The sequence below is a fragment of the Scytonema sp. UIC 10036 genome (assembly GCF_009725235.1).
This window is the reverse complement of the sequence record NZ_WJFC01000290.1, coordinates 1-12,892: the sequence shown is the minus strand read 5'-3', so window position 1 is coordinate 12,892 and position 12,892 is coordinate 1. Positions and strand designations below refer to the sequence as shown.

Here is a 12,892-nt window from a genome sequence, read left to right as displayed (position 1 = left end):
GGAATCACATCTCTAGTCCTTTTTCCCAATCCCTAATCCCTACTCCCTAATCCCTAATCCCTAATCGTGTAATTCAAAGCTTGCAAGATACAATAAATCAAGCATTAGTTCTAAACAAATTAATTTATAAGACACTATAGGAGAACAAGAACGCATGGGCAAGGTAGTCGGCATTGACTTGGGTACAACCAACTCAGTAGTTGCCGTCATGGAGGGTGGCAAGCCGGTGGTGATTGCCAATGCAGAAGGAATGCGAACAACCCCCTCCGTCGTTGGCTTCACAAAAGAAGGTGAGAGAGTTGTCGGGCAAATGGCGCGACGACAAACCCTCCTCAACCCACAAAATACCTTTTTTGCCGTCAAACGTTTCATTGGGCGTAGGTATAGTGAACTCAACCCAGAATCAAAGCGCCTTCCTTACACCATCCGCAAGGACGAATTAGGTAACATCAAGATTGCCTGTCCCCGCATGAACAAGGACTATGCCCCAGAAGAAATTTCGGCAATGGTGCTCAAAAAACTGGCAGAAGACGCTAGTAAATACCTGGGGGAACCTGTTACCGGGGCAGTGATTACCGTACCTGCCTATTTTAATGACTCTCAACGCCAAGCAACACGAGATGCAGGAAGGATAGCAGGCTTAGAAGTCTTGCGAATTCTTAATGAACCAACGGCTGCATCCCTAGCCTATGGAATGGATCGCAACGACAACCAAACCATACTCGTTTTTGACTTGGGAGGCGGTACTTTTGACGTATCAATTCTGGATGTTGGCGATGGAGTATTTGAAGTCAAAGCCACAAGTGGAGACACACAACTCGGTGGCAATGATTTTGATAAGAGAATCGTAGATTGGTTGGCAGAAAAATTCTTAGAAGCAGAAGGGGTGGATTTAAGACGAGAACGACAATCTTTACAGCGCCTGCTAGAAGCAGCCGAGAAAGCCAAAATAGAACTGTCAGCGGTGAGCGTTACAGATATCAATTTACCATTTATCGCTTCAACTGAAGATGGTCCCGTCCATTTAGAAACCCGCCTCAGCCGTTCGGAATTTGAAGGTTTGTGCGATGACTTGTTAGGGCGGGTGCGTATCCCCGTTAAGCGAGCCATGAAAGATGCTGGTTTAACGCCAGCAGACATTGACGAAGTAGTACTGGTAGGTGGTTCTACCCGAATGCCAATGGTACAGCAACTTGTACGGGCAATGATTGGGAAAGAACCCAACCAAAATGTTAATCCTGATGAAGTGGTCGCAGTCGGTGCAGCAATACAAGCAGGTATTTTGGCAGGTGAGTTTAAAGATGTTCTTCTCCTTGATGTAACTCCCCTGTCTCTGGGGTTGGAAACCATCGGTGGCGTGATGAAAAAACTCATTCCCCGCAACACCACCATACCCGTTCGTCGCTCTGACATTTTTTCAACGTCTGAAAATAACCAGAACAGCGTAGAGATTCATGTCGTTCAGGGCGAACGAGACATGGCATCTGATAACAAATCTTTAGGACGGTTTAAGCTGTATGGGATTCCACCTGCACCACGTGGAATCCCTCAAATACAAGTATCTTTTGATATAGATGCTAACGGGATTTTACAGGTCACAGCCCTGGATAGAACTACGGGTCGAGAGCAAAGTATCACAATCCAAGGTGCTTCCACTCTCACTGAGTCAGAGATTAGGAAGGCAATTCAGGATGCAGAAAGATACGCGGAAGTTGACAGACAGCGTAAAGAACGGGTAGAAAAGCGGACTCGCTCTGAAGCTTTAATATTACAGGCAGAACGACAACTCAGAGAAGTGGCTTTGGATTTTGGTATGCAATTTGCCCGCAACCGTCGCCAAAAAATTGATAATATTTGCCGGGAACTGCGAGAAAGTTTACAAGCGGATGATGACCGAGGTATTGACCAAGCGTATGCTGACTTACAAGATGCTCTGTACGATCTAAATCGCGAAGTTCGTCAGTACTACGCAGAAGATGAAGAGGATGATTTGTTTGGTACTATCCGTGAAATCTTTACTGGCGATAAAGAACGGGAACGCGATCGCGATTACTATGGCAGAGACTCTGGTGGTCGGGACTACGGTGGTCGGGACTACGGTGGTCGGGACTACGGTGGTCGGGACTACGGTGGTCGGGACAGCGATCGCAGGGACTACGACAGAGGTGGTCGTTCATCTTATGATGGTGGTTCTTCTCGCAGGTCTCGTCCTAGCTACCAGGATAACTGGGATGATGATGACGATTGGCTGTAATCAGTGACCAGTGACCAGTGACCAGTGACCAATGACAAATGACCAATGACAAATGACAAATGACAAGTTAACTTTAATTTGACGGAAAAACCAATGGTTAAATCAATATGCGGATTTAACTATTGGGAATTTGTATTAGGTATGTATGTAGTTCAATAGTGAATGAATAACCTTTAAAAATCTAAATTAAAATATTATGCAGAATTTGCAGAACTTTCGAGATTACTACGAGATTTTGGGAGTCACTAAAGATGCCTCAAATGAAGAAATTAAAAAGAATTACCGACGCCTAGCGCGACAGTATCATCCAGACCTGAATCCGGGAAACAAAGCAGCAGAAGAAAAATTTAAGGTCATTGGAGAGGCATATGAAGTGCTTTCTGACTCTACCAAACGAGCACAATATGACCAGTTTAGTCGCTTCTGGAAACAAAAAGGTTTTGATAAACAAGCACCACAAGATAAGCGTTGGGGAGATAGTCGTTCTAACGGTCGCTCAAGTCATGAAAAGGTAGACTTTGGTAATTATTCTGAATTTGATAGTTTTATCAATCAAGTTATTGGTGTTGGCGTTCGCAGAGACAGAAACGGTAGCTCTACCAACAATACTGATAGCGATCCATTCCGCAGCCCAAGAACAAAAGAATACGTTACCGTCAACTCCCGCCCCAGTCGTCGAGATATAGAAGCAAGATTGACCTTACCATTAGAGAAAGCTTACAGGGGTGGAACTGAGAGAATTCGTTTGGAAGACGGGCGATCGCTAGAAGTGAGTATGCCATCAGGCATGGTGACAGGTCAAACAATTCGCCTCAAAAACCAAGGTATCAATGGAGGCGATTTATATTTGAAAATTACGGTTGACCCCCACCCTCTATTTAAGATAGAAGGCTCAAACATCCTCTGCCAAGTGCCAGTCACCCCTACCGAAGCAGTTTTGGGAGGACAAGTAGAAGCACCAACTCTAGATGGTCCGGTGAAAATGTCAATTCCTTCAGGAGTGCGATCGGGTCAGCGTTTTCGCCTTGCTCAAAAAGGATATCCTAAAGAAAACGGCGAACGCGGTGACCAACTCGTAGAAATTCAAATCGTAGCTCCCAAAAATATCACCCAGCAAGAGCGCGAACTCTACGAAAAGTTACGGCAACTGGAAACTTTTAAACCTCGTACCGATTTACTAAAGTAGCTCAGAGGGAAGTTCGTACTGCAAAAATCATGACAATAAGCATTGAGCCTTGAGCATTTACACTGATAATTTGCCAAAAATGAACACATTAAAAGAAAAATACATAACAGATGGTAGCGGTAATCGGGTTGGTGATTCTGGACATAATAGAGTATCACCAGATGCTTGACAAACTTGAAGAATTAGAATGCATTCGCGCATATGATGCTGCTAAGGCTTTTCATGACCAAGCTATTTCATTCGAGCAAGCAATTGCCGAAATTGAGCAAACAAAATTTGAATGTTGAACGTTAGGTCTAAATTAGTTTGTCGGTTTAGAATAAAAAAAATGCATTGAATGCTAGAGATTTAAAAGCCGTGAATCAAAACGGGGTAATCGAACAAAGCAGCAAACCGACATATTACTCCCTGCTAGGACTGCATCCCTCAGCATCAGCGATTGAAATCCGTCGCGCTTACCGGGAACTGAGTAAGCGTTACCATCCAGATACAACAAGCCTACCTGCTGCTTTGGCGACAGCTAAATTTCAGCAATTGAACGAGGCTTACGCCACTCTCAGCAATCCAGAACGACGGTTTAGTTACGATCTCAAAATTGGATACTCCCGCTTTGGGGTGATTCAAGCGCCCACTGACTTAAACAATCCTGTCTCCAAGCCTTACGACTGGTCAAAATCAGCTTATCTAGATGCAAGCGATCGCCCTCTTTCAGCAGGAGAACTTTTTGCTTTGTTTATTCTGGGTGTAACATTTATAGGTTGTTTGCTACTGGCAATTGCCGTTGGCTTAACCCGTGGCGAAACAGCTTTTTAATTATGAATGATAAATTATGAATTATGAAACACCATTCATCATTCATCATTCATCATTCATCATTCATCATTCATCATTCATCATTCATCATTCCTATGTCTTTTCCTACTCCTGAGACTCCCTTATACAATCACCCTCTTCCTGAGATTGAGCATTGGTTGAAAGAACAAGGCTGTCAGCAAGATGAAAACCAACTGCATTGCTGGCACGTGCAGCGGCAGGCTTGGCAAGCAGAACTGTGGTTAGATATAGAACAAATCATCGTCAGGTATATTGGCGCTGGAGAAGATGGGCAAGACATCCAACGTGCATTCAAGTATTCTCTCAGCCGCCAAGATGTGGAACGAGCTGTTTTTTCTGGACCATAAAAAATTATGAATTATAAATTATGAATTATGAATGCTACAGCCTTTCTCAGGCTAATGAGGTACACCCCTAGGGCAAACGCATCTTATTTTTAGAATGCTTACTGGACAAAGGTTTCAGCCATTGTTGAGTTTTGTTGCTAAAACTTGAAACTCTTATGATACATGGCTTTTAGAATTTTAATGCGTTTGCCCTAGGTACACCCCCCTTTCATCCCCCCAAGGCATCGGGGGGACAGAGGGGGGTAATTTTTGTACCTCACCAAGTTGAAATTTGCTGTAAGTGTGTTTCATAATTCATAATTCATAATTCATAATTTTCCAAACCTCCGTTCCCTTTGCTGATAGGAACAAAGGGCGCGATGAAATTCATTGCGGTTAAAATCAGGCCAAAGAGTTTCTGTTATATAAATTTCTGCATAAGCAATTTGCCAGAGAAGAAAATTGGAAACCCGCATCTCTCCACTGGTGCGAATCAATAAATCGGGATCGCAAATTCCGTTGGTATAAAGGTGGTGTTCAAATATAGCTTCATCAATTTCATCTGGTTGCAGCAAACCTTGCTGTACCTTATTAGCAATTGAACGACACGCCTGTATAATCTCCTGCCTCCCTCCATAATTTGTTGCTACAGTAAATTTAATGCTGAAATTATCCTTTGTTTGTTCCATAGAACGGGAAATTTCTTCTTGGAGAGCTTTTGGTAAAACACTCAAATTGCCTACAAATCTAATTTGGACATTTTCCTCTAGCATTTCCCGCAGTTCTTGGCGCAGAACCCTTTGAAATAGAGTCATCAAAAAATCGACTTCTTCGCTAGGTCTTCCCCAATTTTCTGTTGAAAAAGCATAAGCTGTTAATGCTTGAATTCCCCAGTCTTTACAGCAACGAAGCAAATCTTTTAAAGCGTCAACTCCCCGCTTGTGTCCCATAATACGGGGTAAACCTTGACGCTTAGCCCATCGACCATTGCCATCCATAATTACCGCAACGTGCTTGGGCAAGAATTCTTTTTTTAGATCGGGAGGCAAATTTCGCAGTTCAGTTTGTTGTGCTGTCATTTTTTATCTCGCGAAGCAGTCGATGGTAATCCGAGTAAACGTAATATGGGTGATAGTGCTTTACTTTGAATTTGACGACCTATCTGACGACCTAAACTTAACAAACCAGGAGCAACAGCTTCCCTATCCACAGTGGGGGAAAATCGATCCTCTAACGACTCTTTCAGCTTTGTAATGGTCAGCGGTCTATTGAGAGTTCCCCGTTCTGCTAGAGAAATGGAACCCGTTTCTTCGGATACAACAACACAGATGCAATTTTCAACCCGTTCAGTAATTCCCATCGCTGCGCGGTGGCGTGTTCCCAACTGGCGCGAGGCAGTACGTCCTGAAAGAGGTAAAATAATACCTGATGACACAATCCGCGAACCACGAATTAAGGTCGCTCCATCGTGCAGGAGAGTTTTTGGCTGAAAAATAGTCTGTATAAGTTCTTTGGAAACCTCGGCATTCAGTTTGACGCCCGGTACAGAAAAATCCCGTTCGTCAATTGGACCTGTAGTTTCCAAAATGAGCAAAGCTCCGATCCGGTTTTTCGATAGCTCTTTAACAGCATCGACAATTTCATCAATTACACTATCAGACTTCGGAACCGCCAGACGGGACGGTTGAAAAAGTTGCTTGAATTCGCCTCTTCCCAATTGTTCTAAAAATCGGCGAAACTCTGACTGAAGAGCAACCGCCATTGCGACAGCACAGCCAATCACTAACTTTTCTAATACAAAATTCAACAAATGTAACTCTAGTCTGCCACTGATGGCTGATGCCAACATCAAAACGATGAATCCCCGCACCATCCACAGTGTTCGACGCTCACTAATAATAACTAGTATCATGTACGTCAGCGCCAGTACTAACAGAATATCCAGAGTCTGAACTAGCAAGGACTGTGCCCATAAAGTAGTCAGCCATTGCTTCCACCAATCTCCCATGACATCTGGCGTGAAAGTATCAAGTAAGAAGTATGAAGGATGAAGTCTGAGGTATAAAGGAAGGAAGATAAAGTATAAAGTTTAAAGTTTAAGGTATAAAATTTTACTTTTTTACTTTCATCTTTTTTTATCCTCGCTCCTTTATGCTTCATCCTTTCTCTTTTATCCTTTATCCTTCATCGTTCTTTTACTCTTTCAGGTAGGCAATCTTGTCGAATTAAATCTTGATAAGTTTCGCGTCGCAAAATTAAATTTGCTTCGCCATTCGCCACTACAACCGCCGCAGGTCGAGGCAAGCGATTGTAGTTAGATGCCATACTGTAATTGTAAGCACCAGTTGCCATCACTACGAGAATATCCCCCGGTTGATGTTTTGGCAGCTGGGCATCCTTTATTACAATATCCCCAGATTCACAGTGTTTTCCGGCAATTGTCACAATTTCTGTAAGCGGACTGGACATTCGATTGGCAACTACCGCACGATAGATAGACTGGTATGTAATTGGACGGGGATTATCAGACATACCCCCATCAACGGATACATAATTACGGATGTCAGGAACAACCTTAGATGAACCAATGGTGTAAGCTGTGATACATGAAGAACCAATCAGAGAACGTCCTGGTTCGGCGATTAGCTTTGGCAAAGGTAAATTTTCTGCAGCACAAGCTTTTTGAATGACTTCACAAATTGGTTTAACCCATTCTTCAATGCTAGGTGGATCGTCTGATTCAGTATACTTAATTCCCAAACCGCCGCCTACGTTTAACTCTTTGACAGCTAAATCGTAGCGGGCTGCTTTACTCATCCACTGCACCATCACAGCAGCTAGATCTTGATGGGGTTGGCGTTCAAAAATTTGAGACCCAATGTGAGCGTGTAAACCAACGCAATTTAAACCTGGTTGTTGACTGACAAAGGTAAACAACTCTTCAATTTCATTGGGATCGAATCCAAATTTGCTATCCAAATGTCCTGTACGGATGTATTCGTGAGTATGGCATTCTATTCCCGGTGTCAGCCGAAGCATAATGGGGATTTTGGATTTTGGATTTTGGATTTTGGATTGTTCGCTAGTAGTTTCCAATCCAAAATCAGCTATCGAAAATCCCAACTCGACGAGGGTCTGCAACTCATACCAGTTATCTACAACAATGGTGCAGCTTGACTGAATGGCAAAAATTAATTCTTCGCGAGATTTATTATTACCATGGAAGTATATCTTGTCAGGACTCACACCCGCAGTCAAAGCGGTGTAGAGTTCACCGCTTGAAACTACATCTATTCCCAAACCTTCTGAGGCTACGATCGCACAAACTGCCAAGCAACTCCACGCTTTTGATGCGTAAATCACTTGAGATTCACCTTTATAGTAACGCTTAAAACTGTCGCGATATTGGCGACAAGCGGTGCGTAAGGTTTCTTCGTCTAAAATATATAGTGGTGAACCAAACTGCTGAACCATAGTTGTAACATCACAACCGCCTATTTCCAGGCAATCGCGGCTGTTAATTCTAGCGGTCAGCGGTAATAGTTCCTGGTTTGGTGAAGTTTCTGTGCTTTCACGATTTGCTTGTGATAAATATTTACTACCAGAATCTTGAACCCCAGTAGAGTGTGTCGATACCATAACTGTAAGAGTTGTCCTTATTTAATTTCAGGGCGTGAGTGAATCCTCCGTTTCTCAGTGTACAAGAAAGGTAGGAGGAACGCCCTGTTGCTTTGGCATATGGATAATGCGAGCTTTATTTTACCTGTGAACGAATCAAAACTAGAAATTAGAGCACTCACATCAGCAGACCTGGATGAAATGCTAGATTTAGATAGAGTCTGTTTCGGAGGTTTGTGGACTCTCCAAGGGTATCAACGGGAGTTAGACAGCCCTAACAGCGAACTCCTTGGTTTATTTTCTCCACACTCTGTTGCGAAATTGTTGGGAATGGGGTGCTTTTGGTCAATTTTAGATGAAGCGCACATTACTATCTTGGCCGTGCATCCTCAGTACCAACGTCAGGGCTTGGGACAAGCTTTACTTTACTCTCTACTAAAGTTGGCTCGCGATCGCTCCTTAGAGCGAGCAACATTAGAGGTACGCGCTTCTAACTCAGCCGCCATCGCTTTGTACCAAAAATTTGGCTTCCAAACTGCCGGACTCAGACGGCGTTACTACAAGGATAATGATGAGGATGCCCTGATTCTTTGGTTGAAAGATTTACAGCATCCTCAATTTCAGACAATTTTAGATAACTGCATATGGGGATTAGCGAGCGGACTGGGGTATGGGGTAGGGTAGGGGGTAGGGATTAAGGGGTAGGGATTAGGGGGTAGGGATTAGGGGGTAGGGATGGGGGTGGGAAATCCTAACCCTAACTATGAAAAGCTTTAATAAACTTAAGATTTTCTTTGTAGTGTTTTGCTTATAAACATTTTGTGTGAAAGTTCAACTCATGCTTGACAGAGTCATTAAAAAATGATAAATAATTCTATTTGGGATTGACTGAAAAAACTATCCAAAGTTATATTTGTTTGATGTCAATCCTTAGAAAGAAGAAAAGACTAACTCCTCAGCACGCTGACAACATCAAAGTAAATAAAACTAAATAAACGGTAACAAATACTTAATAATTACCCAAAAAATTTGGGTAGAAATATTCGGTTGTCTACACCTTTATACAGGCATCCGATTGTTTTGCCTGTGCTAAAATCAGCGTACCGGCACGACGCAGGTGATGGGATAAAGGCCATATGTTTGAACGCTTCACAGAAAAAGCCATTAAGGTTATCATGCTAGCCCAGGAAGAAGCTCGCCGCCTTGGGCACAATTTCGTGGGTACCGAGCAGATCCTCTTGGGTCTAATTGGAGAAGGTACCGGCGTGGCGGCTAAGGTACTGAAATCAATGGGCGTCAATCTCAAAGACGCTCGGATTGAAGTAGAAAAGATCATAGGCCGGGGTTCGGGCTTTGTGGCAGTGGAAATTCCGTTCACGCCACGAGCAAAGCGAGTTCTGGAGCTATCCTTGGAAGAAGCGCGCCAATTAGGGCATAACTACATTGGTACCGAGCATCTGCTGTTGGGCTTAATCCGAGAAGGAGAAGGTGTAGCAGCCAGAGTACTAGAAAATCTAGGCGTAGATCTATCTAAGGTTAGAACCCAAGTGATCCGAATGCTGGGAGAAACAGCTGAGGTCACCCCAGGAGGTCCATCTCGCGGTAACAAAACCCCGACTTTGGATGAGTTTGGCTCGAACTTGACCCAAATGGCAGCAGATGGAAAGCTCGATCCAGTTGTAGGAAGAGCTAAAGAAATTGAACGCGTGATCCAAATTTTGGGTCGCCGGACAAAAAATAATCCAGTGCTGATTGGGGAACCGGGGGTTGGTAAAACAGCCATTGCTGAAGGTCTAGCTCAGCGCATTGCTAATAAGGATGTCCCGGACATTCTAGAAGATAAGCGCGTTGTCACTCTGGATATCGGTCTGCTCGTCGCAGGTACCAAGTACCGAGGTGAGTTTGAAGAACGCTTGAAGAAAATCATGGATGAAATTCGTCAAGCGGGTAACGTCGTTCTTGTCATAGACGAGGTACACACCCTGATCGGTGCAGGTGCAGCAGAAGGCGCTATCGATGCAGCAAATATCCTCAAACCAGCCTTGGCGCGAGGTGAGTTGCAGTGTATTGGTGCAACAACTCTAGATGAATATCGCAAACACATTGAGCGTGATGCAGCCCTAGAACGTCGCTTCCAGCCAGTGATGGTAGGTGAACCGTCAGTAGAAGAAACTATTGAAATTCTATATGGTCTGCGAGATCGTTACGAACAGCACCACAAACTAAAAATCTCTGATGAAGCATTGGTAGCGGCGGCGAAATTATCCGACCGTTATATTAGTGACCGTTACTTACCAGACAAAGCTATCGACTTGATTGACGAAGCTGGTTCGAGGGTACGCTTGATCAACTCCCAATTGCCACCCGCAGCTAAAGAGTTAGACAGAGAACTGCGTCAGATTTTGAAAGAGAAAGACGATGCAGTCCGCGCTCAAGACTTTGATAGAGCAGGGGAATTGCGCGATCGCGAAATGGAAATCAAAGCCGAAATTCGCGCTATTGCTCAAAGCAAAACGAATTCAACCCGCAATGAAGGTGATGAACCTGTTGTCACAGAAGAGGACATTGCCCACATTGTTGCTTCTTGGACGGGAGTTCCTGTGAACAAACTCACAGAATCTGAATCCGAGAAGTTGTTGCACATGGAAGACACTCTGCACCAACGCCTTATCGGACAAGAAGATGCTGTGAAAGCGGTTTCACGAGCTATTCGCCGTGCGCGTGTCGGTTTGAAGAACCCCAATCGACCAATTGCCAGCTTTATCTTCTCCGGTCCAACAGGTGTAGGTAAAACTGAGTTGGCAAAAGCCCTAGCTTCCTACTTCTTCGGTTCCGAAGAAGCAATGATTCGCTTGGATATGTCCGAATATATGGAACGCCATACCGTCAGCAAGCTGATTGGTTCACCTCCAGGATATGTCGGATATAACGAAGGCGGTCAATTGACAGAAGCCGTGCGCCGTCGCCCCTACACAGTTGTGCTGTTCGACGAAATCGAAAAAGCACACCCCGACGTCTTCAATATGCTGCTGCAAATTTTGGAAGATGGTCGCTTGACTGATGCTAAGGGTCGCACCGTAGACTTCAAGAACACCTTGCTGATTTTGACATCCAACATTGGTTCTAAGGTGATTGAGAAGAGCGGTAGCGGATTTGGTTTCGACGTTGCTGAAGATGCATCCGAAGCACAGTACAACCGGATCAAGTCTTTGGTGAACGAAGAACTCAAACAGTACTTCCGTCCAGAATTCCTCAACCGTCTGGATGAAATCATTGTCTTCCGCCAGCTTTCCAAAGAAGAAGTGTCGCAAATCTCCGACATCATGCTCAAGGAAGTCTTTGGTCGCCTAGCCGAAAAAGGCATCACCATGGAAGTCACCCAAGGATTCAAAGACCGTCTCATCCAAGAAGGTTACAGCCCAAGTTACGGTGCAAGACCATTACGTCGGGCTATTATGCGCTTGTTGGAAGACAGCCTTGCTGAAGAAATTCTCTCGGGTCGCATCAAGGAAGGCGATACCGCCATTGTTGATGTCGATGACACTGGTAATGTGATTGTCAGAGGCGAACAGCGTCGGGAATTGTTAACCCCCGGAGTTGAGTCCTAAGGAAAGAGTTGCTGTTAACGAACAATAAAAAATGCCCTCACACGCTCATGTGTGGGGCTACACAAACTAAAGTCCGCGCAGGCGGACTTTTTTTTCCTCTCCTCGTTCCCAGCCTCAGGCTGGGAATGCCTATTGGGAGGCTCCGCCTCCAGTCAAACAAGTAGAGACGCCAAAACCGACAAAGCACGGTTCTGTGCTGTAAGTGCTACCGAATCACCTGCACATTTATCCCCAGTTCTAAATCAGCCCACGCTTTATCAGTAGTTAGTATTGGCAAACCCAAGTATTGACCGAGTGCTAAGCATACGCGATCGCCAAATGATAATCCAGCTTGTCTTGTTAGCGGACGTAAAATTCCCGCACGGTAAGCCATTTCAGCGTCAAAGTGAATAATTTCTAAACCCAAAGTACTGATGACTTCCCTCATTTCTGTCTCAGACATTCCACTATCGGCAAATCTAGCTATAACTTCGCTCAAATTCACACTACTGATAGCGGCTTCAGTAAGAACACTTATTACCCTTTCACTTCCAGGCTCATTGTTTAAAAGCGCCAAAATCGCAGAAGCATCCAGAACATAATTACTCACGCAAACTCTCCTGACGCCGTTCTGCTACTAGCTCATCACTCAGCGATCGCCCTTCCGGGATATATCTACGTACTATTTCTTGCGATCGCTTAATTGCCACATCTAGTGTAAAAATTCTCACTTCCCCATTCACTAAACTAATGATGACTTCATCGCCCACTTCCAACCCCAGTTGTTTGCGATACTCTGATGGGATTACAACTCTACCACCCTCTGAAATTTTTGTCTTAATTGCTTGCATATGACATATTTTTATAATTTTGACATAAGCAACAAGATTATATCTTATTTTCCTCACACTCAACTGGGACGATAACCCTCTGTGGTACCCTCTCGTTCCCAGCTAGAGGCATAGAATGCAGACGGATGGGCTGCTGCTTCGCCATACAGGAGGCGGAGCCTCTTAAAAGGCATTCCCAGCCTCAGGCTGGGAACGAGGGGAACGAGGGGGGAATCTGAGCAAACTTACCCTTGAAC

The 12,892-nt window shown here is 44.4% G+C and carries 12 protein-coding genes; 7 read left to right on the top strand and 5 right to left on the bottom strand.

What is annotated here, in order from left to right:
- Positions 1 to 154: 154 nt before the first annotated feature.
- The 5 genes from dnaK (at position 155) to F7734_RS57115 (ending at position 4,621) form a co-directional block, all read left to right on the top strand.
- Positions 155 to 2,254: a molecular chaperone DnaK gene (gene dnaK / locus F7734_RS57135; protein WP_155753023.1), complete on the top strand. Its 2,100-nt coding sequence runs from the start codon at positions 155 to 157 to the stop codon at positions 2,252 to 2,254.
- Between the two features lie 196 nt (positions 2,255 to 2,450).
- Positions 2,451 to 3,440 carry a J domain-containing protein gene (locus tag F7734_RS57130; RefSeq protein WP_155753022.1) on the top strand — a complete coding sequence of 330 codons (990 nt, stop codon included), beginning with the start codon at positions 2,451 to 2,453 and terminating at the stop codon, positions 3,438 to 3,440.
- Positions 3,441 to 3,550: 110 nt separating this feature from the next.
- Positions 3,551 to 3,727, top strand: coding sequence for a hypothetical protein (locus F7734_RS57125; protein ID WP_166482787.1), 177 nt, complete (start codon positions 3,551 to 3,553; stop codon positions 3,725 to 3,727).
- 88 nt (positions 3,728 to 3,815) lie between these two features.
- Positions 3,816 to 4,253: a J domain-containing protein gene (locus F7734_RS57120; protein ID WP_166482788.1), complete on the top strand. Its 438-nt coding sequence runs from the start codon at positions 3,816 to 3,818 to the stop codon at positions 4,251 to 4,253.
- A 95-nt stretch (positions 4,254 to 4,348) separates the two neighbouring features.
- A complete protein-coding gene (locus F7734_RS57115; protein ID WP_155753026.1) occupies positions 4,349 to 4,621 on the top strand; it encodes a DUF3143 domain-containing protein in 273 nt (90 codons plus the stop codon).
- 308 nt (positions 4,622 to 4,929) lie between these two features.
- Here the strand turns inward: F7734_RS57115 and uppS are convergent, their stop codons facing one another.
- The 3 genes from uppS to lysA all read right to left on the bottom strand — a co-directional run bounded on the left by uppS (position 4,930) and on the right by lysA (position 8,239).
- Positions 4,930 to 5,679: a polyprenyl diphosphate synthase gene (gene uppS, locus F7734_RS57110; protein WP_155753020.1), complete on the bottom strand. Its 750-nt coding sequence runs from the start codon at positions 5,677 to 5,679 to the stop codon at positions 4,930 to 4,932.
- Positions 5,676 to 6,608 carry a diadenylate cyclase CdaA gene (gene cdaA / locus F7734_RS57105; protein ID WP_155753019.1) on the bottom strand — a complete coding sequence of 311 codons (933 nt, stop codon included), beginning with the start codon at positions 6,606 to 6,608 and terminating at the stop codon, positions 5,676 to 5,678. The genes uppS and cdaA overlap by 4 nt, the downstream gene beginning before the upstream one ends.
- A 176-nt stretch (positions 6,609 to 6,784) precedes the next feature.
- Positions 6,785 to 8,239 (bottom strand): diaminopimelate decarboxylase, encoded by a 1,455-nt coding sequence (gene lysA, locus F7734_RS57100; protein WP_155753018.1) that lies wholly within the window; start codon positions 8,237 to 8,239, stop codon positions 6,785 to 6,787.
- A gap of 99 nt (positions 8,240 to 8,338) precedes the next feature.
- Here lysA and rimI point away from each other — a divergent pair, with 99 nt between their 5' ends.
- Entirely contained in the window at positions 8,339 to 8,902 is a 564-nt protein-coding gene (gene rimI / locus F7734_RS57095; RefSeq protein WP_155753025.1) for a ribosomal protein S18-alanine N-acetyltransferase, read from the top strand.
- Between the two features lie 452 nt (positions 8,903 to 9,354).
- The gene (locus F7734_RS57090; protein ID WP_155753017.1) at positions 9,355 to 11,826 is read left to right on the top strand and encodes an ATP-dependent Clp protease ATP-binding subunit; all 2,472 of its coding nucleotides are present in this window, start codon (positions 9,355 to 9,357) and stop codon (positions 11,824 to 11,826) included.
- Positions 11,827 to 12,031: 205 nt separating this feature from the next.
- On the opposite strand, the gene F7734_RS57085 is transcribed toward F7734_RS57090, so the two are convergent.
- Together F7734_RS57085 and F7734_RS57080 are read right to left on the bottom strand one after the other, a co-directional pair.
- Positions 12,032 to 12,415 carry a type II toxin-antitoxin system VapC family toxin gene (locus F7734_RS57085; RefSeq protein ID WP_166482786.1) on the bottom strand — a complete coding sequence of 128 codons (384 nt, stop codon included), beginning with the start codon at positions 12,413 to 12,415 and terminating at the stop codon, positions 12,032 to 12,034.
- On the bottom strand, positions 12,408 to 12,656 hold the full coding sequence (locus F7734_RS57080; protein ID WP_155753016.1) for an AbrB/MazE/SpoVT family DNA-binding domain-containing protein: 249 nt from the start codon (positions 12,654 to 12,656) through the stop codon (positions 12,408 to 12,410). The genes F7734_RS57085 and F7734_RS57080 overlap by 8 nt, the downstream gene beginning before the upstream one ends.
- Between the last annotated feature and the right edge of the window lie 236 nt (positions 12,657 to 12,892).

Excerpts from the sequence above, each read along its gene's own strand:
- dnaK (WP_155753023.1), top strand. The coding sequence starts at position 155 with ATGGGCAAGGTAGTCGGCATTGACTTGGGTACAACCAACTCAGTAGTT.
- F7734_RS57130 (WP_155753022.1), top strand. The coding sequence starts at position 2,451 with ATGCAGAATTTGCAGAACTTTCGAGATTACTACGAGATTTTGGGAGTC.
- F7734_RS57125 (WP_166482787.1), top strand. The coding sequence starts at position 3,551 with ATGGTAGCGGTAATCGGGTTGGTGATTCTGGACATAATAGAGTATCAC.
- F7734_RS57115 (WP_155753026.1), top strand. The coding sequence starts at position 4,349 with ATGTCTTTTCCTACTCCTGAGACTCCCTTATACAATCACCCTCTTCCT.
- uppS (WP_155753020.1), bottom strand. The coding sequence starts at position 5,679 with ATGACAGCACAACAAACTGAACTGCGAAATTTGCCTCCCGATCTAAAA.
- cdaA (WP_155753019.1), bottom strand. The coding sequence starts at position 6,608 with ATGGGAGATTGGTGGAAGCAATGGCTGACTACTTTATGGGCACAGTCC.
- lysA (WP_155753018.1), bottom strand. The coding sequence starts at position 8,239 with ATGGTATCGACACACTCTACTGGGGTTCAAGATTCTGGTAGTAAATAT.
- rimI (WP_155753025.1), top strand. The coding sequence starts at position 8,339 with ATGGATAATGCGAGCTTTATTTTACCTGTGAACGAATCAAAACTAGAA.
- F7734_RS57090 (WP_155753017.1), top strand. The coding sequence starts at position 9,355 with ATGTTTGAACGCTTCACAGAAAAAGCCATTAAGGTTATCATGCTAGCC.
- F7734_RS57080 (WP_155753016.1), bottom strand. The coding sequence starts at position 12,656 with ATGCAAGCAATTAAGACAAAAATTTCAGAGGGTGGTAGAGTTGTAATC.